A 23,181-nucleotide genomic window follows, 5' to 3' on the forward strand; every position below is an offset into this window, starting at 1 on the left:
CTCACCCCGGAACGGAACGCCCGCCATGATGCCGCCTGCCCCGCGAACGTCCACCGCTCTTCTCTCGCGCGTCGGCTCGGCCGCGCTGCTGCTGGCGGTCGCCGTGGCGTTTGCCCCCGTCGAGTCCCGGGGCGAGGGGCTGACGAGCGAGGCGATCGTGCGGGCGCTGGCACCGGCGCCCGCCGACCGTCCGCGCCCCGCCTCCCGTTCGCTTGGCGCGCCGGCGCCGCCCGCTGCGGCTTCGGTGCTGCCGGCGGGCGACGCGGCCTATCTCCGGCGCTTGCCCTCGCGCGGCCTGCGGGTCGAGATGAAGGAGAAGCTGGTCGAGATCGTGCAGCGCAACGATCTGCCGCGCCTCGATATCGAGATCGGCTTCGCCTATAATTCCGCCGTCCTCGCCGCGCCGTCCCGCGCCGATCTCGATGCGCTCGGCGTGGCGCTGCTGGCGGATTCGCTCGTCGATACCCGTATCGCGCTGAACGGGCACACCGATGCGGTGGGCAGCGAGCGCTATAATCTGGAGCTGTCGGAACGTCGCGCCGAGGCGGTTCGCGACTATCTCATCGCGGTTCACGGCATCGCGCCGGAGCGGCTGATCGCGGTCGGATTCGGCGAGAGCCGGCTGAAGAACCCCGCCCGACCCGCGGCCGGGGAGAATCGCCGCGTCGAAGTGATCAACCTGTATTAGAGCCGTTTCGAGCGAAGAGGATGCCGGCCCGCGTGAAGAAAACGCGACAAAACAACGAAATGGATCAATTCACCGTCTCCGTGAAACCGTGGGATGATCTGGAGCCGGATCCGCCGCGCCTCACCCCTCGCCCGGGTGCGGGCGCAGCGACATGATCGGAGCAAGAGTGCGCACGAGATCGACCTGCGAGGCGAAGCCGGTCTTCTGCAGGATCTTCTTCACATGCGAGCGGACCGTCTCCACTGCGCTGCCATGGTGGCTGGCGATCCCGGCGATGGTCAGCCCCTCGATCAGCCGGGCGGCCACGGCGGCCTCGCTCGGCGTCAGGTCGTAGAGACCGCTCAGCAGCCCCTCGGGGACATCCGGCCGCGCCGCCCGCGCCACCACCAGCAGCGCGCCGGCCTGGCCGAAAATGTCATGCGCCTGGCGACGGATGGGAATGACGTGGATCAGGCAGGGCGCGCCCTCGCCGCTCGCGGGGACCGGCAGCGACCCCACCTGTCCCGGCCGGTCGCTCGCCAGATCCTGCAGCGCCACTTGGAGCAGACGGTTGGCGTGCTCATCGGTCAGGACGAGACGCTCGCGCAGCCGCGTCGTGATCTGCCCGCCCAGCCGGTCGAAATCGGCGTTGCTGCCCACCAGCCGGCCCTGCGGCGTCACCACCGCCCCCGGCAGGCCGATGCCGGCGAGCGCATCCAGCATTCCCTGCATGCGCTGCAGCCCCAGCCGCGCCCCCAGCAGCGCCGCCCGCGCGAGATGCGGACGCAGGCTGTCGAGCACCCTCACCTCCTGCGGCGCGACAGGCCCGTCGTTCCAGCGCCGCTCCAGCGAGACGACGATCGCGTCCCCGGTGGGCGATCTCACAATGGTGGCGGCGCCCCAGCCGAAGCCGGCGGGCCGGAGCGCGTCGCGATAGACCGGCATCGCCTCGATCTGGGAAAGGGTGAACACGTCGAGATCGGTCAGGAAGCCGGCATGCGGCCGGCCGAGCAGCCCAGCCAGCCGGTCATTGCGCTCCATCCAGCCATCGCGCAGGAACTGCTGCACCAGCGGCGCGATCGGCTCGGACGCCACCCAGTTGGTCCCGCTCTCATTATGGCTGAAGATCGACCCGCCGAAACAGCCGCCCAGCCGGCTGAGCTGGCCGATGGCCGCGGACCACATTTCCGGGATCGCCGCCGCCTCGTAGATCGCGCCGGCGACCTCAGCATATTCCTCTGCGTCCAACACCCCGCGCCCCCTTCTGCCCGCGGCGCACGATGGGTGCGTTCGGGCCGTGAGGTCAAGCCGCCGCCAAGCCTCCCCCAAAGCCTCCCCTGAGCCTGCCCGAAGCCGCCGCCCGGGCCGAGCCAGTGTCGAATTAGGCACAAATATTGTCACGTATGCTCGCGCGCCCTCGCGATCCGCTGGCCTGCAAATTGCTGATCAGTGGGGAAAACGAGGGTGGATAGTGCTGCGCGTCTTGGTGATCGACCAGAACAACAAGAGAGCCGAAATCGTCGAGGCCGCCTTGCGGGCTGAGCCGGATGTGGAGGTGCGGATCGCCGCCGTCGGCTCCGCCCAATTGCTGCCGCTGCTGCGGCAGTCCGCGCCGGATGTGCTGATCGTCGCGCTCGACCTGCCCGATCGCGACACGATCGAACAATTGCGCATCGCCAATCGCGAGATCGCCCGGCCGATCGTGATGTTCGTCGACCAGAGCGACACCGAGGCGATGCGCACCGCCGTGAGCGCGGGGGTGAGCGCCTATGTCGTCGACGGGCTGCAGCCCCAGCGGGTCAGGACGGTGCTCGATGTCGCGGTGATGCGTTTCCAGGAATTCGAGCGGCTGCGCCGGGAGCTTGAGATTGCCCGCACCACCCTCGCCGAGCGCAAGCTGATCGACCGGGCGAAGGGCATATTGATGCGCGCACGCGGCATGAACGAGGAAGACGCCTATAATCTTCTGCGGTCCAAGGCGATGAAGGACCAGAAGAAAGTGGCGGAGATCGCCCAGTCCGTCATCACCGCGTCGGAGCTGCTCAAATGAGAATCCGCGCCGGCTTCATTCCGCTGGTCGATGCGGCGGTGCTGGTGGCGGCCGCCGATCAGGGCTTTGCCGCCGCCGAGGGGATCGAACTCGAACTGGTGCGCGAAGTGTCCTGGTCGAATGTGCGGGACAAGCTCTCGCTCGGCCATTTCGAGGCGGCCCACATCTTGGCGCCGCTGGCGATCGCCATCAGCCTCGGTCTCGACTACCCCCGCGTGCCGCTCTCCATCCTTGTGGCGCTGAACCAGAACGGCAGTTCCTTCCTTCTGGGCAACGAGACCTTCCGCGCGCTGGAGGAGGAGGCGGGGGGCGAGTCGATTGGCGATCCGCTCGTCTCCGGCGCCGCGCTGAAGCGGCTGGTGGCCGCCCGTGCCGCGCGGGGCGACGACCAGCTCGTTTTCGCCATGACCTTTCCCTTCTCCCCGCACAACTACCTGCTGCGCTACTGGATGGCGGCTTCCGGCATCAATCCCGACCGCGATGTCCGCCTCATCGTCATGCCCCCGCCCTACATGGTCGACGCGCTGTCGAACGGGCATGTCCACGGCTTCTGCGTCGGCGCCCCCTGGCCCAGCGTCGCGGTGGAGGTGGGCATGGGCCGCATCCTGCATTTCGGCTCGGACATCGTCGCGCACAGCCCGGAGAAGGTGCTGGCCACGCGCGCCAGCTTCGTGACGGAAAATCGCGACGGCGCGCTGGCGCTGACCCGCGCCCTCATCCGCGCCACCGCCTGGTGCGCCGCGCCGGAGAATCGGATGGCACTCGCCCATTTGCTGGCGGCGCCGGATCGGCTCAATGTCGGGGCCGATCTGATCCTGCGTTCGCTGGAAGGGCGTATCCGCATCGACGCGCAAGGCTCCGTACGCGAGTATTCGCGCTACATGGTGCTCGAAAGTGCGGCAGCGCGTCCGGATGTCCGGCAGGCGCTCTGGCTCTACGCGCAGATGGTGCGCTGGGGTCAGGCCCGGCTGGACGAGGCCGGGCGCCTCGCCGCAAGGGCCTGCTATGACCCTGGAATACACGATATTGCCCGCGACAGCATGGCAGAACCCGGCACATGCGACGGCATAGGTGCCTTTTCCGGCCCGGCTTTCGACCCCAATGACCTGCCGGCCTATCTCGCAGAAATCGACCGTTGATCATTCGTTGAGCAAAGGTCGCCCATTAAATGCTCTTGCGCAAAGTTGAGACCGCTTCAAAACTGATGATCAGGTTGTAGTCCTGCCAAGAGCGGACGATCTGACCGAGACTTTCCGTCACCCCATGATGCGGGTGACACCTTCTGCGCCCAATGAAGGGTGCATCCATAAGCAACGCCGCTGTGAGCCAGGTCATGATGACCGGGAACGCAGCGGCTTTTTTGTTTGCACCAAAGGTGAGCGACATGACAGGTTCCAGAAAATCGAACGGCATCTCCGCCCGTGGTGGCATTTCGCGGCGTGGACTCCTGCGGGCGGCATCGGCGACCGCCGTGCTGGCGGCGGCGAAGACCGCCTTCCCGTTCGGGGCGCACATAGCCGAGGCGGCGGGACCGGAAACCACGCGGGCCGTGCTCGGCTACATCGCGCTGACCGATGCCGCGCCGCTCATCATCGCCAAGGAGAACGGGCTTTTCGCCAAATATGGCATGCCCGATGTCGAGGTGAACAAGCAGGCGAGCTGGGGCACCACCCGCGACAATCTCGTGCTCGGCTCCAGCGGCTCGGGCATTGACGGCGCGCATATCCTGACGCCGATGCCCTATCTCATCTCGGCCGGCAAGGTGACGCAGAACAACGTCCCGCTGCCGATGTACATTCTCGCCCGGCTCAATCTCGATGCGCAGGCCATCTCGGTCGCCAAGGAGTATGCGGGCTCGGGCGTCAATGTGGATGCGCGCCCGCTCAAGGAGCCCTTCGCCAAGAAGAAGGCCGCCGGCCAGTCGGCCAAGGTCGCCGTCACCTTCCCCGGCGGGACGCACGATCTCTGGATGCGCTACTGGCTCGCCGCCGCCGGCATTGATCCCGACCAGGATGTCGAAACCATCGTCGTGCCGCCGGCGCAGATGGTGGCCAACATGAAGGTCGGCACCATGGACGCCTTCTGCGTCGGCGAGCCCTGGAACGAGCAACTGGTCAACCAGGGCATCGGCTTCACCGCCTGCAACACGGCGGAGCTGTGGGGGCTGCATCCCGAGAAGAGCTTCGCCATGCGCGCGGACTGGGTGGACGCCAATCCGAAGGCGACGCAGGCTCTGCTGATGGCCGTGATGGAAGCCCAGCAATGGTGCGACGACATGGCGAACAAGGAACAGATGGCCGAGATCATCGGCAAGCGCGCCTGGTTCAACGTTCCGAAGAAAGACATCATCCAGCGCATCAAGGGCAATTACAATTACGGTAATGGGCGGCTCGTGCCGGACAGCCCGCATTTCATGAAATTCTGGCGCGACCACGCCTCCTATCCCTACCAGAGCCATGAACTCTGGTTCCTTACCGAGGATATACGCTGGGGCAAGCTGCCGCCGGAGACCGACATCCAGGCGATGGTCGGCAAGGTGAACCGGCAGGATCTGTGGAAGGAAGCCGCCGTCCAGATCGGCGTGAAGGACATTCCGGCCTCCACCTCGCGGGGGGTCGAGACCTTCTTCGACGGCAAGGTGTTCGATCCCGCCAAGCCCGGCGACTACCTGGCCAGCCTCACGATCAAGCGCGTCGACGCCTGAGCCCGCACCGCAGGAGACCGGTCATGATCGCTACCGCCCGAGAGAGTGCCCCGGCCCGAGACAGCCTTGCGGCGCGGGACAGCTTTCCCGCCAGCGACGGCAATGTCGCCGTCCTGGCCCCCGTGAAGGTTCTGCCCGTCGCCGCGGCGCGGGCGACGCCGTGGCGCGCCCGGGTTCTGACGGTGGGGCGCGCGGTGGCGGGAAAGCTCGTCCCGCCGCTCGTCCCGCTGGTCGTGCTGCTCGGAATCTGGGAACTGCTCTGCGCCGGCCCCGACGCCGCGCTGCCGCCCCCCTCGCGCGTGCTGGCCGACACCTGGGAGTTGATCACCGATCCGTTCTACGATCGCGGCGGTCTCGACAAGGGCCTGTTCTGGCATCTTCTGGCCAGCCTCCAGCGCGTGCTGCTCGGCTATTCGCTGGCCGCCATTGGCGGTGTCGCGGTGGGCACGCTGATCGGCCAGTCGCAATGGGCGATGCGCAGCCTCGATCCGCTGTTCCAGGTGCTGCGCACCGTGCCCCCTCTCGCCTGGCTGCCGCTGGCGCTGGCGGCGTTCAAAAGCGGGGAGCCCTCGGCGATCTTCGTCATCTTCATCACGGCGATCTGGCCGATCGTCATCAACACCGCCGTCGGCATCCGCAACATTCCTGAAGATTATCGCAACGTCGCCCGCGTCCTGCGGCTCAATCCGCTTGAATACGCGGTGAAAATCATGATCCCCGCCGCCGCGCCTTACATCTTCACCGGCCTTCGCATCGGCATCGGACTGTCGTGGCTCGCCATTGTCGCTGCGGAAATGCTGATCGGCGGCGTGGGAATCGGCTTCTTCATCTGGGATGCCTGGAACTCTTCGCTGATCAGCGACATCATCGTGGCGCTGATCTATGTCGGGATCATCGGCTTCTTCCTGGATCGTTCCGTCGCGCTGGTCGGGGTGCTCGTCACCCGCGGCACCGCCACCTCCTGAGGAGCCCGCATCATGGTCAGCGCCCATCTTTCCATCGAGCAGGTCGGCAAGTCGTTCACGCGCGCAGGCAGCACCACCCAGGTGCTCGCCGACATCGACCTCAAGGTCGACCGTGGCGCCTTCATCTCGATCATTGGCCATTCCGGCTGCGGCAAGTCCACCCTGCTCAACATCATTGCCGGTCTCACCCCGGTGAGCACGGGGGCCGTTCTACTCGACAACAGAGAGGTCAACGCCCCCGGGCCGGACCGCGCCGTGGTGTTCCAGAACCACTCGCTGCTGCCCTGGCTCACCGTCTATGACAATGTGCGCCTCGCGGTCGACAAGGTGTTCCGCGGGCACAAGAGCGCCGCCGAGCGCCATGACTGGACCATGCACAATCTCGATCTTGTGCAGATGGCCCATGCCCGCACCCGCCGCCCGTCGGAGATTTCCGGCGGCATGAAGCAGCGGGTCGGGATCGCCCGCGCCCTCGCCATGGAACCGAAGGTGCTGCTGCTCGACGAGCCCTTCGGCGCGCTGGACGCGCTCACCCGCGCCCATCTGCAGGACTCGGTGATGCAGATCCACGCCAGCCTCGGCAACACGGTGATGATGATCACCCACGATGTCGACGAGGCCGTGCTGCTCTCCGACCGCATCGTGATGATGACCAACGGCCCCTCGGCGCGCATCGGCGACATTCTCGACGTGCCGCTGGAGCGTCCCCGCCACCGCCTCGACCTGGTTGCGGACCCGACCTATCTGCGCTGCCGCGCGGCGGTGCTGAAGTTCCTTTACGAGCGGCACCGCTTCGTCGAGGCGGCGTGAGAACGGTCATGAACCCCGCCGCGCGCGAGCGCCTTCTCATCGTCGGTCATGGCATGGCCGCCACCCGCCTCGTCGAGGAACTGACGGCGCGCGCGCCCGGCCGCTTCAACATCACCCTTCTCGGTGCCGAGCCACGCCCCGCCTATAACCGCATCCTGCTCTCGCCGGTTCTGGCGGGCGAGCGCTCGCCCGAGGATATCGCCCTTCATCCCGATGACTGGTACGCCCGCCACGGCGTCCGTCTCCATAGCGGCGTCGCCGTCACCGCCCTCGATGTGGCGGCGCGCCGGGTGGCCACCGCCGACGGGCGGACATTCCCCTATGACCGACTGGTGCTCGCCACCGGGTCGAGCCCGGCGGTTCCGCCGCTGACCGGTGTCGACCTGCCCGGCGTCGTCGGCTTCCGCACGGTCGACGATGTCGCCGCCATGCTCGACAGGGCCGGCGAAGGCCGGCGCGCCGTGGTGATCGGCGGCGGCCTGCTCGGGCTTGAGGCGGCGCATGGCCTCGCCCGGCGCGGCATGGCGGTGACGGTGCTGCATCTCATGCCGCATCTGATGGAGCGCCAGCTCGATGCCGAGGCGGCGCGCCTGCTGCAGGGCGCGCTGGAAAATCGCGGCCTCTCCATCCTCACCGGCGTCGAGACGCAGGCCATCACCGGCACCGATCACGTCACCGGCGTGCATCTGGCCGATGGCCGCCATCTCGACGCCGAGCTGGTCGTGTTGGCGGTCGGCGTGCGGCCGCGCACCGAACTCGCCCGCGCCGCCGGCCTTGAGGTCGCGCGCGGGATCGTGGTCGACGATGCGCTGCGCAGCAGCAGCCCCGGCATCTACGCGCTTGGCGAATGCGCCGAGCATCGCGGCACCTGCCACGGCCTCGTCGCGCCGCTTTATGAAATGGCCGCCGTGCTGGCCGCCCATCTGGCGGGCGCGGAGACGCGCTACACCCCCTCGCCCACCGCCACCCGGCTGAAGGTGACGGGGATCGAGCTGTTCTCCGCGGGCGACTTCACCGGCGGGCCGGACTGCGAGGACATCGTCCTGCGCGACCCGGCGCTCGGCCGCTACACGCGGCTGGTGGCGCGCGGCGACCGCCTGGTCGGCGCGGTCCTCTATGGCGACACCGCCGATGCGCCCTTCTTCACCGATCTCATCCAGAGCGGGCAGAACATCGCCGCCATCCGCGACACCCTGATCTTCGGCCCGGCTTTGTGCGCGGCGGCCTGACGAGTGCAGTTGAGGACGCCATGAGCGGGGACTTCACCGTCGAGCAGAAGAACTATCTGGAGGGCTTCGTCTCCGGCATCGCCGCCATCCGCGCCTCGCGCGGGCTGCCGCCGATCGGCGGGGCGAAGGCCGCGCCGGCCGCCGCCCCCGCGCCCTCTCCGGAAGCGGGCCCCGATGCCGCCAGCCACCGCGCCATGGCCCGTATCGAGGCGGCCGGCGGCAAGCTGGTCGAAGCGGAGATCGCCAAGCGGGAGGAACTGGGCCTCGATTCCTACCCGCGCATGAAGCAGGCGGCGCGCGACGGCGTCTATCCCAAGGGCCGGGACGTGTTGCGGTGGCGCTATCACGGCCTGTTCTTCGTCGGCCCGACGCAGGACAGCTACATGGTGCGCCTGCGCGTTCCCAACGGCATCGTCACCCATTGGCAGTTCGCCGGGGTGGCCGATATCGCCGAGGCGCATGGCGGCCCCTATGCCCATGTCACCACCCGCGCCAATCTGCAGATCCGCGAGGTTCCGGCGCGCGATGGCATCGACGTGCTGGAGAAGCTCGCCGGGCTCGGCCTTAGCTGCAAGGGCACCGGCGCCGACAATATCCGCAACGTCACCGGCACGCCGACGGCAGGCATCGACCCGCAGGAGCTGATCGACACCCGCCCCTATGCGCTGGAATGGCACCACCACCTGCTCAATGAGCGGGCCATGTTCGGCCTGCCGCGCAAGTTCAACGTCGCCTTCGACGGCGCCGGCCGGATCGCGGCGCTGGAAGATACCAACGACATCGGCTTTCAGGCGGTGGAGCTGCGGGAAGGGCACGGCGTGGCGCCGGGGGTGTGGTTCCGCCTCGCGCTGGGCGGCATCACCGGCCATAAGGACTTTGCCCGCGACACCGGCGTGATCGTTGCGCCGGAGGACGCCACGCGGGTCGCCGACGCCATCGTCCGTGTCTATATCGACCGCGGCGACCGCACCAACCGGAACAAGGCGCGGCTCAAATATGTGCTCGACGCGATCGGCTTCGATGCCTTCCTGGCCGAGGTCGAGTCCAGGCTCGGCGCGCCGCTGACCCGTGCCCCTGCCGGCGCCATCGTCGCCCGGCCGGAGGCGGGACGGCAGACCCATATCGGCGTGCACCGCCAGAAGCAGGCCGGGCTCAACTGGATCGGCATCGTGCTTCCCGTCGGGCGCATGGATGTCGACCAGATGCGCGGCATCGCCCGCCTCGCCCGCGACCTCGGCGATGGCGACATCCGCCTCACCGTCTGGCAGAATCTGCTGATCTCCGGCGTCAAGGATGCCGATGTCCCGCTCGCCGTCGCGGCGCTTGAGGCGCTGGGCCTCGGCATTTCCGCCTCCGCCGTGCGCGCCGGGCTGGTCGCCTGCACCGGCAGCGAAGGCTGCAAGTTCGCCGCCGCCCCGACCAAGCGCAACGCCGAAGAGATCGCGCGCTGGTGCGACGGGCGCGTGGAGGTCGACCAGCCGGTGAACATCCACCTCACCGGCTGCCATCACTCCTGCGCGCAGCACTATATCGGCGACATCGGGCTGATCGGCGCCCGCGTTCCCGTCTCCGACGAGGGGGACACGGTGGACGGCTACAATGTGCTGGTGGGTGGCGGCTTCGGACCGGATGCCGGCATTGGCCGCGAACTCTTCGCCCGGGTGAAGGCGGAAGACGCGCCGCAGCTCGTCGAGCGCATGCTCGCCGCCTGGATGGCGCACCGCGCCTCCCCCGATGAGGGCTTCGCCGCATTCACCCGCCGCCACGACATTGCCGCGCTCGCCGCGCTGTTTCGCCCGGAGGGCACCCCATGAGCCTCCAGCCGCCCCCTTTCCTCACCCCGCTTCTGCCGGACAACGCGCCGTTCAGCCCGGCCCAGCGCGCCTGGCTCAACGGCTTCTTCGCCGGCCTGCTCGCGCTCGAAGGACAGGGCGCCGCGCCACTCGCCCCCGATCACGCCCAGGCGCTGATGCCCGGCGTGAGCTTCGCCCCTGCCACCGGCCCGGGCGACGGCGATGATGGCGCGGCCCCCTGGCACGACCCGACGATTCCGCTGGCCGAGCGGCTGGACATGGCCGCGGGACGGCCGCTCCGCCGGCGCATGATGGCCGCCATGGCACAGCAGGATTGCGGCCAGTGCGGCTATAGCTGCGAGGATTACTCCAACGCCCTCGCCAGCGGCGCCGAGGCGCGGCTGAACCTGTGCCAGCCCGGCGGCAAGGACACGCTGCGCGCGCTCAAGAAGCTCGCCGCCGAACGCGAGGGCGAGGCGCCGGCACAAATGTCGGCCATAACCGCGCCCGCCACCGCCGCGCCGGTCGCCGCGGCGCCCGGCCGCTCGCGCGAGCATCCGGTCGCCGCGACCTTCCTCTCGCGCCGCCGGCTGAACAGGGGCGCCTCCTCGAAGCAGACCTGGCATCTCGATTTCCAGCTCCCGGAGGGGCTCGACTACGCGGCGGGCGACAGTTTCGGCCTCATGCCGGTGAATGCGCCGGAACTGGTGGACGCCGTCATCGCCCGGCTCGGCCTGACGGACGCGGCGCGCGTCGACGGGCGCCCGCTGCGCGACATGCTTCTCCATGAGAAGGCCCTCGGGCCCGCGCCCGACGCGCTGTTCACCCTGCTGGCCGAAAGCACGGCCGACCCGGACGAGAAGGTCAGGCTCGCCCGCCTCGCCGAGGGCGAGGATCCCGATGGCGACCTCGCGACCACCGATGTGCTGGCGGCGCTCGACAAATGCTCGGCCGTGCCGGAGGCCGGCGCCTTCCTCGCCGCGCTCGATCCGTTGCAGCCGCGCCTCTATTCCATCTCGTCGAGCCCGAAGGCGGCACCCGGGCGGCTGAGCCTGACGGTCGACACGGTGCGCTACGACATTGGCGGCCGCACCCGGCTCGGCGTCGCCTCCACCTTCCTCGCCGACCGGATCGAACCGGGCGCCACACTTCCGGTCTATGTGCAGAAGGCCCACGGCTTCGCCCTGCCCGCCTCCGGTGACGTGCCGATCATCATGGTCGGCCCGGGCACCGGCATCGCCCCTTTCCGCGCCTTCCTGCAGGAGCGGCTGGCGACGCGCGCGGCAGGCGGCGCCTGGCTGTTCTTCGGCCATCAGCACCGCGCCAGCGATTTCTTCTACGAGGAGGAGCTGGAGGGGTTCCAGGCCACGGGCACGCTGACCCGCCTGTCGCTCGCCTGGTCGCGCGACGGCGACGGCAAGGTCTATGTGCAGGACCGGATGCGCGAGGAGGGAGCGAGCCTGTTCGACTGGCTCGAACGCGGCGCGCATTTCTACATCTGCGGCGATGCCAGGCGGATGGCCGCCGATGTCGACAAGGCGCTGCACGACGTGGTCGCGCAGCATGGCGGGCGCGATGCCGCCGCCGCCAGGGCCTATATCGCCGCGCTGAAGGCCGCCGGCCGCTACCAGGCCGACGTGTACTGAGAGGGCGGCCAATGACCCTGTTCGCCCCTCCGGCCGCCATCCGCACCACCTGCCCCTATTGCGGCACGGGCTGCGGCGTGCTGGGCGGCGTGGCCGCCGCCACGGCCGGCGACCCGACCCACCCGGCCAATCACGGGCGGCTCTGCACCAAGGGGGCCGCTCTCGGGGAAACGCTGTCGCCGGAGCACCGCCTGCTGCACCCGATGGTGAACGGGGAACGCGCCGGCTGGGACACGGCGCTCGACCTTGTAGCGGCCCGCTTTCGCGCGGCGATCGAGACGCACGGGCCTGACTCGGTGGCGTTCTACGCCTCGGGCCAGTTGCTGACCGAGGATTACTACGTCGCCAACAAGCTGATGAAGGGCTTCATCGGCGCCGCCAATATCGACACCAATTCACGGCTGTGCATGGCCTCTTCCGTCGCCGGCCATATACGCGCCTTCGGCGAGGATATCGTCCCCTGCTGCTATGAGGATCTCGACGAGGCGGACCTCGTCGTCCTCGTCGGCTCCAACGCGGCCTGGTGCCACCCGATCCTGTTCCGCCGCCTCACGGACGCCCGCGCCCGGCGCGGCACGCTTCTGGTGGGGATCGACCCGCGCCGCACCGCCACCACCGGGGACTGCGATCTGTTCCTGCCGCTGCGGCCCGGCACGGATGTGCTGCTGTTCAATGGCCTGCTGGCGCATCTCGCGCGTACGGGCGCGCTGGACCCGGCGTTTCTCGCCCGCTCGACCTCCGGCTTCGACGCCGCGCTGGCGGCAGCGCAGGACGACGCGCCCGACAGCGCCACGGTCGCGCGCGGCTGCGGGCTGGAGCCGGCGCAGGTCGAGGCCTTCTACGCCGCCTTCGCCGCCACGCGCCGGGTCGTCACCGTCTATTCGCAGGGCGTGAACCAGTCCTCGCACGGCACCGACAAGGTCAACGCCATCATCAATTGCCACCTCGCCACCGGGCGGATCGGCGCGCCGGGCATGGGGCCGTTCTCCTTCACCGGCCAGCCCAATGCGATGGGCGGGCGGGAGGTGGGCGGCCTTGCCAACCAGCTCGCCGCCCATGCCTCGTTCGGCGAGCCGGCCGACCTCGCCCGGGTGCGGGATTTCTGGCAGGCCCCGCGCCTGGCCGAACGGCCGGGGCTGAAGGCGGTGGACCTGTTCAGGGCGCTGGACGAGGGGCGCATCCGTGCCCTCTGGGTCATGGGCACCAACCCCGCCGGCAGCCTGCCCGATGCCGTCCGCGTCCGCGCCGCGCTCGAGAAATGCCCCTTCCTCGTCGTCTCCGACTGCGTGCCCGGGACGGATACCGCCCGCGCGGCGGACGTGCTGCTTCCGGCGGCGGCGTGGGGCGAGAAGGCCGGCACCGTCACCAATTCGGAACGGCGCATCTCCCGCCAGCGCGCTTTCCTGCCTTTGCCCGGCGAGGCGCGGCCGGACTGGTGGATCCTGGCGCAGGTTGCCCGCCGGCTCGGCCATGGCGCGGCCTTCGCCTATGACAGCCCCGCCGATATCTTTCGCGAGCACGCCGCCCTGTCGGGCTGGCGCAATGACGGCGCGCGGCTGTTCGACATTTCCGGTCTCGCGACGCTGTCGGACGCGGATTATGAGGCGCTCGATCCCGTGCAATGGCCCGTGCCCGCCGGGCGTCGCGAGGGGACGGCGCGCCTGTTCACCGATGGGCGCTTCCCGACGCGCGACGGGCGCGCGCGCCTCGTCCCGGTCCGCCAGAGCGCTCCGGCGCATCTGCCCGACATGCGGGCGCCGCTGGTGCTCAACACCGGGCGGCTGCGCGACCAGTGGCACACCATGACGCGCACCGGCGAGGTGCCCCGCCTTATGGCGCAGGCGGCCGAAGCCTTCGTGACGGTGCATCCGGCCGACGCAGAGACGGCGGGGCTGCGGGCGGGCGGGCTGGCGGAAATCTCCAGCGCCTGGGGCACGGCCATCGCCCGGGTGAATGTCAGCGCCGATGTCGCGAAGGGCCAGGTCTTCATGCCCATGCACTGGACCGACGCGCTCATGCCCGGCGCCTCGCCCGGGCGGGTGGTCAATCCCGCCTGCGACCCGATCTCCGGCCAGCCCGAGCTGAAGCACACGCCGGTACGTCTGGCGCCGGTCGCCTGCGGGTGGGAAGGCCAGCTCCTGTCCCGCCATCGTCTCTCGCCCGACACGATCGAGCACTGGTCCCGTGCCGCCATTGACGGCGGCTATGTCTACCGGCTGTCGGGATCGGGAACGCCCGAGCAGGGTTTCGGCGCGGCCCTCGCCCTGCTGCGCGCGGCGCCGGGACGGGCGGAACTGCGGGACGGCGGGCGGGGGGTGTTCCGCAGCGCGGCGCTGGATGAAGCCGGCCGGCTGGCCGAGTACGTCATGGTCGGCACGCCGGGCGCCCTTCCCGATGCGGGCTGGCTCTACGGGCAATTCGCCTCCCGCGACCCGCTCACCCCCCTCGCGCGCCGCAACCTTCTGGCCGCGCGTGCGGGCGATCATGTCGCCGCGCCCGGCGAGATCGTGTGCGCGTGCTTCGGCATCGGCGCGGAGCTGATCCGCCGGACCGTCCACGCGGGCGCCGACAGCACGGATGAACTGGGCCGGCGCCTGCGCTGCGGCACCAATTGCGGCTCCTGCCTGCCCGAACTGCGTCACCTCATCCTAGCCGTCGCCGACGGCCGACCTCGCGAGATGCCATGCTCTTTCCTGCCGTGACACTGGCGCTCATCCTCTCGGTCACCTTCAGCCTGCCCAGCTTCCTGGCGCTGCTGAATCATCCGCAGGAGGCGGCCGAGCCCGCCCTCGCCACCCTGGCCACGGCCGCGCTCGCCGGCTCGCTGCTGCTCCTCGGCACACAGATCGGCTGGCCCTCCTCGGCGGCCGTGCTGGTGGCGGCAGGTGTTTTCGACCGTTTCGTCTACGCGCCGCGTTCGCATCTCTCGCGCCGCGTCAGCAGCGGGGCCGCCTTCGCTTTCCTGCTGATCGGCCTCACCCTGGGAGACTGGTCGGTCCTGCTCCGCCATTGACCCGCGGCGCACCATCCCCGCATGGACCGCGCGCCGGGGGACCGCCAAAGCCGCCAAAACAACAAAGCCCGCAGCCGAGGCTGCGGGCTTTGTCGGTCGTGATGGTTGCGGGGGCAGGATTTGAACCTGCGGCCTTCAGGTTATGAGCTTTAGACTTTCTGTTATCCCGAGTTTCCGTGTGTTGTCTAGTGTTTCCCTAAGGCTCTGCGGCGTCTGGACAAACGTATCATTTTGGGTCCAAGACTGTTCTGGTGTTTCCTTTCTGCGTGCGGACCCGGTGCGGACCTTGTGTGGACCACGTGCGGACCCGGTGCAGAACTTGCGACATCAGGTTCGACACTGAGGGTCAGGACATGGGATCGAAACTCGACAAGCGCGCAGTCGACGCCGCAGCCCCTCGGGAGGGGCGGTATACGATTTGGGATGCCGAGCTTGCGGGGTTCGGCTTGAGGATCGAGCCATCTGGCCGCAAGAGCTACGTCTATCGCTATCGAACCGGATCGGGGGGCAGGAATGCGCCAGAGCGCCTCATCGTGCTCGGACGCCACGGGGAGCTGACGCCCGCCGAAGCCCGCCGCAAAGCGACGGATGTCGCAGCACAGGTTCGGCTCGGCGCCGACCCGGCCGAAGCTCGCCGCAAGGAGAGGGGCATTCCGGCATTTGGCGCGTTCGCAGATGCCTACCTGACTGAGGCGGATGAGATTGCCCAGGCCCGGCCAGCAGAGGCGCGACTTCGGCCCGGCTCAATCCGAAACTATCGCTCGCTGATGAGCAAACATCTGCGGCCCGCGCTTGGGAGCATGAAGCTAGACGCGATTACGACCGGCGATATCGCGAAGCTGCACAAGCGTATCGGACGGACTATGCCTGCGACAGCGAACCGTTGCGTCGAATTCATCGGCTCGGTCTACAAAGAGGCGGCACGGCAGGGCTACCTCCCGATTGGAACCAATCCCGCGAGAGGCATTGAAGCGTTCAAGGAAGTGAAGCGGGAACGCTTCCTGTCGGCGGAGGAAGTGATGCGGCTAGGCGAAGCCATTAGGGAGGCTGAAACGGTCGGGATAGCGTGGGAGCCGGACCCGACGAAGAAGACCAAGCATGTTCCGAAAGTAGTGCAGCGGACAAAGATCGATCCGGACGCAGCGGCTGCGCTGCGGCTGCTGATTTTCACCGGAGCGCGCTTGCGCGAGGTGCTTCACGCGAGGTGGTCGGACGTGGACCTGGAGCGGGGGGTGCTTTTCGTTCACGGTAAGACCGGGAGACGGCCCGTGATCCTTCCCGCGCCTGCGGCTGCTATTCTGGCGGGGCTTCCTCGCCGATCAATTTTCGTGTTCCCCGGCGAGAAAGACACGAAGGACGCACCTTGTCCGCGCGCGGACCTGAACCGCCCATGGCGTGCCGTGAGTGGAAGGGCGGGGCTCGAGGGCGTGCGGCTGCACGACCTTCGGCATTCCTTCGCCAGCTTCGCGGCGGCAGGTGGCGCATCGCTGCCGATCATCGGTCGGCTTCTTGGCCACACGCAACCGATTACAACGTCGCGATACGCGCATTTGGCCGACGACCCGCTGCGCGCTGTCGCTGATCGTGTCGGGAGCCGCGTGGCGGCAGCGTTGGACGGGCGAGACGATGGCCGGATCGTGCCCCTTAGGGCGGGTTCGACCAACTGACTGTCTCAGTTTTCATCGGTTCCGCTGATGAAATTCCCGTGATCCACACCACCCTCGCCATTGAAACAAAATAGAAATTCCGACCACATTAGAACACAAACGGAAACAAACCTTGACAAAAGCGGCAATTTGAGCCATTTTCTTCGCGTGTGGGGACGAAATGCGTCCGCCGCTCAAGTTCAAGGCCCGTCCGGCTCTGCCGCGGCGGGCCTTTTTCATTTCAGCACGAGCAGGGACAGAACATGGTGCAGCAGCAAGAGGACGACATCCTCCTCACGGTTAAAGAAACCGCGAGGTATTTGAATGTGAGCGCGGCGACGCTGAATAAAATGCGGTGCCTCGGTGGCGGACCCGAGTTTATCCGGATGGGAATTGGCCATGGGGCCCGCATTCGATACCGAGTTGGCGACCTGAAGGCATGGATTTATTCGCGTCGGCGGAGCAACACGTCTCAAGCCGCCTAAGAATAGTATCTTATGCAGAAATAAACCCCGCTTCGGCGGGGTTTTTTGTTGAGAACGTGGATGAAAGTTCATCAGGAAACTGAAGACAACTACGAGCGTGTACTTGTCAGACTTAACGCAACCTGGCGCGAAACATCCACGAGCGGGCCGGCGAGCTGCACCCAAGCGCTCCGGCTGCGCTTGAAGCTCTACCGGCCTTCGCGCCCGACCACGCAGTTTTCGGCCGCAGGCGCGCACGGGCCTGACCGGCAATCCCGGCTCCGGCTGTCCCATCTAGCCGATCCGCACGAGATCGCCTCGGGCACACCTATCCGCCCCAGCAAATGGCCTTCCGCATCAGGATGTCGCCGTTCCACCATCAGCACATTGCCGAAATGAAAAGGGCCGGCCCGCGGGTAACGGGTCGGCCCTCAGAGGGTATGCATGCCTGTGCGACACAGTACATAGCACATACGCTCCACTCCGGCAATATAGTTCGGAAAACATTGACGTGAATGGGTGTGAATACGAGGTCGTATCTCGTGACCTGTGCGCTATCGACTTTATAGCGGATGGCGCTAAAGAGGAGGAGGCCCATTGATCCGCTTCCCCATGGATGTGGTGGCAAGGCCGTCTAGTCGCATAAGTGGCGCCGTGCCGGGCCTGATCCCTAGCGGTCTGACCGTCCTGTTTGGCGAGACGGGTGCCCGGAAGACCTTCACCTCGGTCGGCATCGCTGTGCGGGTTGCGGCGGGGCTTCCCTTTGGCCCCTACCCGACTTCTCACGGCCTAGTCGTCATCATCGCCGCCGAGGATGTCGGCGGCGTCGAGGATCGCGTCGCGGTCGCGGTCCATGGCCTTGGCCTGCCGGATACCCTGCCGGTCGGCGTCATGGCCCCGCCTTGCCGGGCGGACCAGCCGCGTTTCGCCGATGCTGTCATCGCCTCTGTGCGCATGGTCGCGGAGGTCCGTGAGCTTCCCGTAGCGCTGGTCGTGCTCGATACGCTGGCGGCCTCGGTCGACGGCTTGAGCCTGAACGAGGACAGCACGGCGGGCGCCGTGGCAGGGGCGATGCATCGCATCGCCCGCGAACTCAAATGCTCCGCTCTTGTGCTGCACCACCCTGGCAAGGGCGACCCTCGCCGGGAACGCGGCTCGCAGGTCATCCGCGACCGTGCCGACGCTGCGATCCGGCTGGAGGCGCGGGGAGCTGCCTCAGTCGCCACCGTCGAGAAGATGCGGAACGGCCGCGCCGGTAGCGTCGTGACCGTGGATTTTGAGCCGGCAAGCCGACTGATCGCCGGAGAGACCGTCGAAACTCTCATCGTCTCCCGCATATGCGAAGCTGCCGAGAGCGGAACTCATCAGGGGGACAGGCGGGACATTCGTCCGAGCAAGGACATGTCCCTTGTCCTTGAGATCATCCGGGCCGCTGGACCCGGCCCGCATCACGACGGGGACATTCGAGCATCGGCTTATGTCGCGTTCGGAGAGCGATCTACCGCTGCCAAGAAGAAGGCTTTCCAGCGCTCTATCAGGGCGTTGGCTGATAGCGGGCTGATCGAAGCGGGACACGGGACAGTGCGGGACACTTCGGGACATGTCCCGCTTATGTCCCCTCCGAGCAAGGCGGCGACGGACAGGGGGACAGGGGACAGGGACATCCCCCCCCCTTTAGGGGGGGTGTCCCGTCTTGTCCCTTCCGTCCCGATGCTGAAGTTGCCAGATGCGCTCTAACCAAAGGCCCCCCCATGACCAGAACCGCCGCCCAGATCGCGGTCGATGCCGCGCGCCGCATCGCCGCTGAGCGCGAGGCCCTGCGCACTGCCTATGAGGCGCCTTCCGCGCCGGAGCCGGCCGAATACGTGGCGGCGCCCGAACCGCTGGCAGTCGTCGACATTGTCGTCACAGACGACGCGACGGAAACGCATCTCCGTGTCTTCGTGGAGCACGTCGAAACGATTGTACTGGTTCCGACCCATTGATTGATGAATAGAACAGGTACAATGGACAGACCGATATAGAAGTAAATCGGGTATAACTTGCATTATTAGAAAAGTGTGATATATAACATTCAGTAACCCAAACAACGGGTGATGACATGAAGATTACAGCGCCCGTGATCGCTGAAGCTCTCGCGATACCAGCGGGCCGAGTGCACAGTCTCATCGCCTCGGGGCATTTTGAGCCGATGGACCGCACCAGCAACCTTCCCGGACGCGGTCGCGACTGGACAGATAATGACATCGCGAGGCTGGCCGTTCTACTGCGCCTGCAAGATGTCGGCCTTGACCCTGCGATTGGTCAGGATATCCCTCGAATTGATCCACCCGCCGGCAAGCATTTTTTCGTGGCGGATGTCTTTGACACCCACCACCAGTGCGGCGTGAAGGCTCCCGGTGATTTTCGCGTTCGGATTGTGTCGGCTGAAGATCTTTCCGACCTCTTTCAGCGCGGGCAGTCCGCCGCGCATGTGATCGACCTCGACAGTGTCTTCGAGGATGTCGAGCGCGTCGTGAGGCTTCGCAGTGAGGTGGCCGCATGGGCTTGATCGATCGCATGCGCGCCGCCGCGCACGCCTTCCGCTCGATCGAGGCGGGCGGCTCGGGTCAGCGGTGGAGCCGTGGCAAGGTGCTGAGATCGCCCGCCCGAGAAATCACCACCCGCCGCCAGCTCGCCGCCGAGCGAGCCGCTTGGCTTGCGATGAACGATGCGACCGCCGCTGCCATCGTTAGTCACTGGTCAAGCAATCTCGTTTCCGATGGCCCTTCGATCGTTCCGCGAACCGCCGACGCTGCGCTGCGCCAACATGTTTCGGACGCCTGGTCGCGCTGGTGGGACCGTGCCGACGCCGAAGGTCGCGACGACCTCGCCGGCGTCCTAACGCGCGCCGCGCGTGGCATCGTCGCCAGCGGCGAGGCCTTCTTGCTGATGGAAGCCGACGAAGCCGGCGAATTGGTGCTGCGGAGCATCGCGCCCGAGCAGGTCGACGCGACCATGACGCGCCCCGTCGCGGATGGCAGCATCGTAGCCGGCATCCAAATGGATGTCAGAGGCCGGCCGGCTCGCTTCTGGATCAGGCCAGCCTCCGACGCGATGCCAGCGGCCTATGCGCTCGCGGCGCAGCCCGTCGACGCGGGGGACGTTTTGCATGCGTTCCGCCGCGACCATCCCGGACAGGTGCGCGGTCTATCCTGGCTGGCGCCCGTGGCAACGAAGCTCGATCAGCTCGCCGAGTTGGACGACAGCGCGCTCGCGCTTGCGCAGACCGCGGCCTTGTTCGCAGGGGTCCTTACCAACGCGAGCGGTCAGCCCGCGGACGATATTTCGCCGGCATCGGGCTTAAGCCCTGGCGCCCTCGTGGAATTGCCACCCGGCCTAGACGTGAAGTTCTCCGCTCCGCCTGCTTTCACTGGCGCGGACGCCCTCCGCCGGGAGATGTTGAGAACAATTGCCGCGGGTGTCGGACTGCCATTCGAACTGGTAACTGCCGACCTGTCGGCGGTGAATTATTCAAGCATGCGCGCCGGCTTCGGCGAGTTTCGAAAGCGCGTCGATGTGCTGCGCCGGACCTTGGTCGAAGCCCAGATCGTTCGACCGCTTTGGCGCCGTTGGCTCACGATCGAAGCGTTGCACGGCCGTATCGCCCCGAACGTTGCCGGCTCCCTTGAGCCGATCATCGCCTGGCCGGCTTGGCTCCCGATCGATCCAGCGAAGGACGTTGAGGCGGACATTGCCGCCCTCAGTGCCGGCCTGACAAGCCGCGCCGAATTGGTCGCGAAGCGCGGTCGGGACATCGCCGAGCTGGATGCGGAGCTTGCCGCCGACCCCTTCATTCCGAAGGAGAACAAAAAGTGAACAGTCTTGTGACGCGCTTCGCTCCTCTGGCGTCGACCGGCTCAACGACCTTCGATCCAGAAACCCGCAGCATGCGGGCCGTCATCGCGGCCGGAGCCGAGGTTGAGCGGTACGACGCTCGCGGCGCCTACATCGAAATTCTCGACCACAGCGGCATGGTGCTTCCCGCCTCTGGAAGCGTGCCGATCCTCAACAACCACCGTCGCAGCGACCTCGCCGACGTGCTCGGAAGCGCGAAGGACATCACCGCGCGCGGCACGACCGTCGAAGCAACCCTCACCCTCTCCCGCCGGGAGGATGTTTCCCCGATCGCCCAGGACATCGCCGATGGCCATGTCAGAGGGACTTCTATCGGATACCGCATCTTGACACGTGAGGAGAAAACCGACGCGGCCGGCCGGCGCCGTGTGACGGCAACCAGGTGGGAACTGGCCGAAGTCTCCCTCACCCCTATTCCGGCAGACCCGAACGCAGCAATCCGAAGTGAGGCCCCGATGCCCGAACACAACGACGAACAGAACGTGAACGACCTTTCCGCCCGAGCTGCAATCAACGCTGAAATTCGCGCCGTTGGCGCCCTCGCCGGCCTCGATCAGACGTGGATCGACGGCCAGATCGATGCCGGCGCCACCGCGGACGCCGCCCGTGCCGCCGCCTTCGAAGCCATGCGCTCCCGCAGCCCTGCGCCGATCCAGACCGCGCGCGCCGCGATCGGGCAGGATCACACGGACCCGGCGGCGATCCGTTCCGCCATGGGCGACGCTCTCGCCCACCGCATGGCGCCGAGCCGCGTAAAGCTCGAGGGTCGTGCCGCCGAGTTCCGCGCCCTTGACCTCCTCGGGATGGTTGGCGACCTCGCCCAGGCCCGCGGCGAGCGTGTCAACCTGCGCGACCGTGGCGCCCTGATCGAGCGCGCTGTCGGCGCCCACTCCACCAGCGACTTCCCCCTTCTTCTCGCCGATGCAGCGAACAAGTCGCTCCTCGCAAACTACGCCGCCGCCGAGCCCACCTATCGACGCTGGTCGGCACAGCGGCCGTTCACCGATTTCCGCGACCACTCTTTCCTGCGGATCGGCGACTTCCCGAAGTTCGCCGACACTGTCGAGAACGGCGGCGTGAAGTTCGGCACCATCTCCGAGAACCGCGAGAAGGTGAAGGCGAAGCAGCTCGATGCCGGCATCATTATCGGCCGGCAGGCCCTGCTCAACGATGACCTGAGCGCACTGGCCGATTTCTCTTCGATGATCGCCATCCGCGCCGCCAGCGACGAGAACGCCCGCGTCTACGGCCTGTTGGCGGCGAATGCGGCGCTCTCGGATGGCGTGGCGCTCTTCCATGCCAACCATGGAAATCTTGCCACCTCCGGTTCCGGCATTAACGAGTTTCTCCATGCCGCCATTGCCGCGATCCGCAAGCAGAAGAGCCTCGACGGGGTGCCGCTCAACCTTGCGCCCCGCTTCCTGATCGTTGGCCCCGACAACGAGAAGCCGGCCCGTCAGGTCGTCGCCGCCATCACGCCGACCAAGGCGACCGACGCGAACCCGTGGAGTGGCCTCCTCGAGGTTGTCGTCGACGCCAACATCGCCGGCAATGAATGGTACCTCGCCGTCGATCCTGCATCGGCGCCCTCGGTAGTCTACGGCTACGTGTCCGGTGCCAACGGGCCGGAAATCCGCACCGAGATCGATTTCGACACCCGCGCCGTCAAGGTCGCCGCCGGTCTCGACTTCGGATGCGGCGTGATCGACTTCCGCGGTCTCTACAAGAACCCCGGTTCGTGATGAGCGCGCTTGAGGACCTCTATCAGCAGCGCGAGGAGTTGCGCCGGGCTATTTCGAGTGGAGCGCTGAAGGTCGTCTTTCGAGATCGAGAGATCACCTATCAGACCACCGCGAACATGCTCGCCGCTCTCCGCGATCTTGAAGCACAGATTGCGTCTACCGAGGGCAGGCCGCGCATCCGCGTGCACGAAGTCATGAAGAACAGGAACTGGACATGAAGAATTTTCGCCACCACGGCAACAACATTCCCGTGCCGGCGCCAGCCGGTGGCGTTCTCGCTGGAGAGGGTGTGGTTGTTGGCTCGCTGTTCGGCATCGCCTCCGGCGACGCTGCGGAAGGGGCGACCGTCAACATCGCCTGCATCGGTGTCTTCGAGCTGAAGAAGACCAGTGCCCAGGCGTGGACCATCGGCGCCAAGGTCTATTGGGACGCGGCCAACAAGGTCGCCACCACCACCGCCAGCGGCAACAGCCTGATCGGGGTGGCCGTCGAGCAAGCTGCGAACCCCAGCGCCACCGGCCTCGTCCGCCTCAACGGCTCGTTCTGATCGATCAT

Annotated in this window: 23 protein-coding genes; 20 read left to right on the plus strand and 3 right to left on the minus strand. The window is 67.4% G+C overall.

What is annotated here, in order from left to right; genetic code table 11:
- The first annotated feature begins 25 nt into the window (after positions 1-25).
- Positions 26-688: an OmpA family protein gene (locus AAC979_RS15720; protein ID WP_371347808.1), complete on the plus strand. Its 663-nt coding sequence runs from the start codon at positions 26-28 to the stop codon at positions 686-688.
- Between the two features lie 120 nt (positions 689-808).
- On the opposite strand, the gene AAC979_RS15725 is transcribed toward AAC979_RS15720, so the two are convergent.
- The gene (locus tag AAC979_RS15725; protein ID WP_371347809.1) at positions 809-1,918 is read right to left on the minus strand and encodes a helix-turn-helix transcriptional regulator; all 1,110 of its coding nucleotides are present in this window, start codon (positions 1,916-1,918) and stop codon (positions 809-811) included.
- Between the two features lie 220 nt (positions 1,919-2,138).
- On the opposite strand from AAC979_RS15725, the gene AAC979_RS15730 reads away from it, so the two are divergent.
- Entirely contained in the window at positions 2,139-2,717 is a 579-nt protein-coding gene (locus tag AAC979_RS15730; RefSeq protein WP_371347810.1) for an ANTAR domain-containing response regulator, read from the plus strand.
- Complete coding sequence (locus AAC979_RS15735) at positions 2,714-3,856, plus strand: CmpA/NrtA family ABC transporter substrate-binding protein (protein ID WP_371347811.1); 1,143 nt, start codon at positions 2,714-2,716, stop codon at positions 3,854-3,856. Before AAC979_RS15730 ends, AAC979_RS15735 begins: the two co-directional genes overlap by 4 nt.
- A 25-nt stretch (positions 3,857-3,881) precedes the next feature.
- Here AAC979_RS15735 and AAC979_RS15740 read toward each other — a convergent pair whose 3' ends face one another.
- Positions 3,882-4,103, minus strand: a complete 222-nt coding sequence (locus AAC979_RS15740; RefSeq protein ID WP_371347812.1) for a hypothetical protein — start codon at positions 4,101-4,103, stop codon at positions 3,882-3,884.
- Here AAC979_RS15740 and AAC979_RS15745 point away from each other — a divergent pair.
- The 9 genes from AAC979_RS15745 to AAC979_RS15785 all read left to right on the plus strand — a co-directional run bounded on the left by AAC979_RS15745 (position 4,102) and on the right by AAC979_RS15785 (position 16,544).
- Positions 4,102-5,421, plus strand: coding sequence for a CmpA/NrtA family ABC transporter substrate-binding protein (locus AAC979_RS15745; RefSeq protein WP_371347813.1), 1,320 nt, complete (start codon positions 4,102-4,104; stop codon positions 5,419-5,421). The genes AAC979_RS15740 and AAC979_RS15745 overlap by 2 nt on opposite strands.
- Positions 5,422-5,534: 113 nt before the next feature.
- The gene (gene ntrB, locus AAC979_RS15750; RefSeq protein ID WP_371349074.1) at positions 5,535-6,386 is read left to right on the plus strand and encodes a nitrate ABC transporter permease; all 852 of its coding nucleotides are present in this window, start codon (positions 5,535-5,537) and stop codon (positions 6,384-6,386) included.
- A 12-nt stretch (positions 6,387-6,398) separates the two neighbouring features.
- Positions 6,399-7,196, plus strand: a complete 798-nt coding sequence (locus AAC979_RS15755; RefSeq protein ID WP_371347814.1) for an ABC transporter ATP-binding protein — start codon at positions 6,399-6,401, stop codon at positions 7,194-7,196.
- Between the two features lie 8 nt (positions 7,197-7,204).
- The gene (locus tag AAC979_RS15760; RefSeq protein WP_371347815.1) at positions 7,205-8,425 is read left to right on the plus strand and encodes an NAD(P)/FAD-dependent oxidoreductase; all 1,221 of its coding nucleotides are present in this window, start codon (positions 7,205-7,207) and stop codon (positions 8,423-8,425) included.
- 20 nt (positions 8,426-8,445) lie between these two features.
- Complete coding sequence (locus AAC979_RS15765; protein WP_371347817.1) at positions 8,446-10,239, plus strand: NirA family protein; 1,794 nt, start codon at positions 8,446-8,448, stop codon at positions 10,237-10,239.
- The gene (locus AAC979_RS15770) at positions 10,236-11,864 is read left to right on the plus strand and encodes a sulfite reductase subunit alpha (RefSeq protein WP_371347818.1); all 1,629 of its coding nucleotides are present in this window, start codon (positions 10,236-10,238) and stop codon (positions 11,862-11,864) included. The genes AAC979_RS15765 and AAC979_RS15770 overlap by 4 nt, the downstream gene beginning before the upstream one ends.
- Before the next feature lie 11 nt (positions 11,865-11,875).
- A complete protein-coding gene (locus AAC979_RS15775) occupies positions 11,876-14,566 on the plus strand; it encodes a molybdopterin-dependent oxidoreductase (RefSeq protein WP_371347819.1) in 2,691 nt (896 codons plus the stop codon).
- Positions 14,548-14,877, plus strand: coding sequence for a hypothetical protein (locus AAC979_RS15780; RefSeq protein WP_371347820.1), 330 nt, complete (start codon positions 14,548-14,550; stop codon positions 14,875-14,877). The genes AAC979_RS15775 and AAC979_RS15780 overlap by 19 nt, the downstream gene beginning before the upstream one ends.
- Before the next feature lie 353 nt (positions 14,878-15,230).
- Positions 15,231-16,544: a tyrosine-type recombinase/integrase gene (locus AAC979_RS15785; protein ID WP_371347822.1), complete on the plus strand. Its 1,314-nt coding sequence runs from the start codon at positions 15,231-15,233 to the stop codon at positions 16,542-16,544.
- Positions 16,545-16,759: 215 nt separating this feature from the next.
- Here the strand turns inward: AAC979_RS15785 and AAC979_RS15790 are convergent, their stop codons facing one another.
- Positions 16,760-16,924, minus strand: coding sequence for a hypothetical protein (locus AAC979_RS15790; RefSeq protein WP_371349123.1), 165 nt, complete (start codon positions 16,922-16,924; stop codon positions 16,760-16,762).
- On the opposite strand from AAC979_RS15790, the gene AAC979_RS15795 reads away from it, so the two are divergent.
- From AAC979_RS15795 to AAC979_RS15830, 8 genes are all read left to right on the plus strand, one after another.
- A complete protein-coding gene (locus AAC979_RS15795) occupies positions 16,874-17,008 on the plus strand; it encodes a hypothetical protein (protein WP_371349075.1) in 135 nt (44 codons plus the stop codon). The genes AAC979_RS15790 and AAC979_RS15795 overlap by 51 nt on opposite strands.
- A 576-nt stretch (positions 17,009-17,584) precedes the next feature.
- Positions 17,585-18,724, plus strand: a complete 1,140-nt coding sequence (locus tag AAC979_RS15800) for an AAA family ATPase (RefSeq protein ID WP_371347824.1) — start codon at positions 17,585-17,587, stop codon at positions 18,722-18,724.
- A 14-nt stretch (positions 18,725-18,738) separates the two neighbouring features.
- Positions 18,739-18,972 carry a hypothetical protein gene (locus tag AAC979_RS15805; RefSeq protein ID WP_371347825.1) on the plus strand — a complete coding sequence of 78 codons (234 nt, stop codon included), beginning with the start codon at positions 18,739-18,741 and terminating at the stop codon, positions 18,970-18,972.
- 116 nt (positions 18,973-19,088) lie between these two features.
- Positions 19,089-19,538 (plus strand): hypothetical protein, encoded by a 450-nt coding sequence (locus AAC979_RS15810; protein ID WP_371347827.1) that lies wholly within the window; start codon positions 19,089-19,091, stop codon positions 19,536-19,538.
- Positions 19,529-20,845 carry a phage portal protein gene (locus AAC979_RS15815; protein WP_371347828.1) on the plus strand — a complete coding sequence of 439 codons (1,317 nt, stop codon included), beginning with the start codon at positions 19,529-19,531 and terminating at the stop codon, positions 20,843-20,845. The genes AAC979_RS15810 and AAC979_RS15815 overlap by 10 nt, the downstream gene beginning before the upstream one ends.
- Positions 20,842-22,626, plus strand: a complete 1,785-nt coding sequence (locus AAC979_RS15820; RefSeq protein ID WP_371347829.1) for a prohead protease/major capsid protein fusion protein — start codon at positions 20,842-20,844, stop codon at positions 22,624-22,626. The genes AAC979_RS15815 and AAC979_RS15820 overlap by 4 nt, the downstream gene beginning before the upstream one ends.
- On the plus strand, positions 22,626-22,844 hold the full coding sequence (locus tag AAC979_RS15825; RefSeq protein ID WP_307017508.1) for a phage head-tail joining protein: 219 nt from the start codon (positions 22,626-22,628) through the stop codon (positions 22,842-22,844). Before AAC979_RS15820 ends, AAC979_RS15825 begins: the two co-directional genes overlap by 1 nt.
- Positions 22,841-23,173 carry a DUF2190 family protein gene (locus tag AAC979_RS15830; protein ID WP_371347830.1) on the plus strand — a complete coding sequence of 111 codons (333 nt, stop codon included), beginning with the start codon at positions 22,841-22,843 and terminating at the stop codon, positions 23,171-23,173. The genes AAC979_RS15825 and AAC979_RS15830 overlap by 4 nt, the downstream gene beginning before the upstream one ends.
- Positions 23,174-23,181 lie beyond the last annotated feature (8 nt).

The sequence above is a fragment of the Ancylobacter sp. IITR112 genome (assembly GCF_041415945.1).
In the GTDB taxonomy this organism is placed as follows: Bacteria; Pseudomonadota; Alphaproteobacteria; order Rhizobiales; family Xanthobacteraceae; genus Ancylobacter.

Bases quoted from the DNA above. Each gene is read 5' to 3' on its own strand.
- AAC979_RS15770 (WP_371347818.1), top strand. From the start codon at position 10,236: ATGAGCCTCCAGCCGCCCCCTTTCCTCACCCCGCTTCTGCCGGACAAC.
- AAC979_RS15740 (WP_371347812.1), bottom strand. From the start codon at position 4,103: ATGTCGCTCACCTTTGGTGCAAACAAAAAAGCCGCTGCGTTCCCGGTC.
- AAC979_RS15790 (WP_371349123.1), bottom strand. From the start codon at position 16,924: ATGGCCAATTCCCATCCGGATAAACTCGGGTCCGCCACCGAGGCACCG.
- AAC979_RS15755 (WP_371347814.1), top strand. From the start codon at position 6,399: ATGGTCAGCGCCCATCTTTCCATCGAGCAGGTCGGCAAGTCGTTCACG.
- AAC979_RS15810 (WP_371347827.1), top strand. From the start codon at position 19,089: ATGAAGATTACAGCGCCCGTGATCGCTGAAGCTCTCGCGATACCAGCG.
- AAC979_RS15765 (WP_371347817.1), top strand. From the start codon at position 8,446: ATGAGCGGGGACTTCACCGTCGAGCAGAAGAACTATCTGGAGGGCTTC.
- AAC979_RS15795 (WP_371349075.1), top strand. From the start codon at position 16,874: ATGCGGTGCCTCGGTGGCGGACCCGAGTTTATCCGGATGGGAATTGGC.
- AAC979_RS15805 (WP_371347825.1), top strand. From the start codon at position 18,739: ATGACCAGAACCGCCGCCCAGATCGCGGTCGATGCCGCGCGCCGCATC.
- AAC979_RS15830 (WP_371347830.1), top strand. From the start codon at position 22,841: ATGAAGAATTTTCGCCACCACGGCAACAACATTCCCGTGCCGGCGCCA.
- AAC979_RS15745 (WP_371347813.1), top strand. From the start codon at position 4,102: ATGACAGGTTCCAGAAAATCGAACGGCATCTCCGCCCGTGGTGGCATT.
- AAC979_RS15760 (WP_371347815.1), top strand. From the start codon at position 7,205: ATGAACCCCGCCGCGCGCGAGCGCCTTCTCATCGTCGGTCATGGCATG.
- AAC979_RS15825 (WP_307017508.1), top strand. From the start codon at position 22,626: ATGAGCGCGCTTGAGGACCTCTATCAGCAGCGCGAGGAGTTGCGCCGG.
- AAC979_RS15785 (WP_371347822.1), top strand. From the start codon at position 15,231: ATGGGATCGAAACTCGACAAGCGCGCAGTCGACGCCGCAGCCCCTCGG.
- AAC979_RS15780 (WP_371347820.1), top strand. From the start codon at position 14,548: ATGCTCTTTCCTGCCGTGACACTGGCGCTCATCCTCTCGGTCACCTTC.
- AAC979_RS15815 (WP_371347828.1), top strand. From the start codon at position 19,529: ATGGGCTTGATCGATCGCATGCGCGCCGCCGCGCACGCCTTCCGCTCG.
- AAC979_RS15775 (WP_371347819.1), top strand. From the start codon at position 11,876: ATGACCCTGTTCGCCCCTCCGGCCGCCATCCGCACCACCTGCCCCTAT.
- AAC979_RS15735 (WP_371347811.1), top strand. From the start codon at position 2,714: ATGAGAATCCGCGCCGGCTTCATTCCGCTGGTCGATGCGGCGGTGCTG.
- AAC979_RS15720 (WP_371347808.1), top strand. From the start codon at position 26: ATGATGCCGCCTGCCCCGCGAACGTCCACCGCTCTTCTCTCGCGCGTC.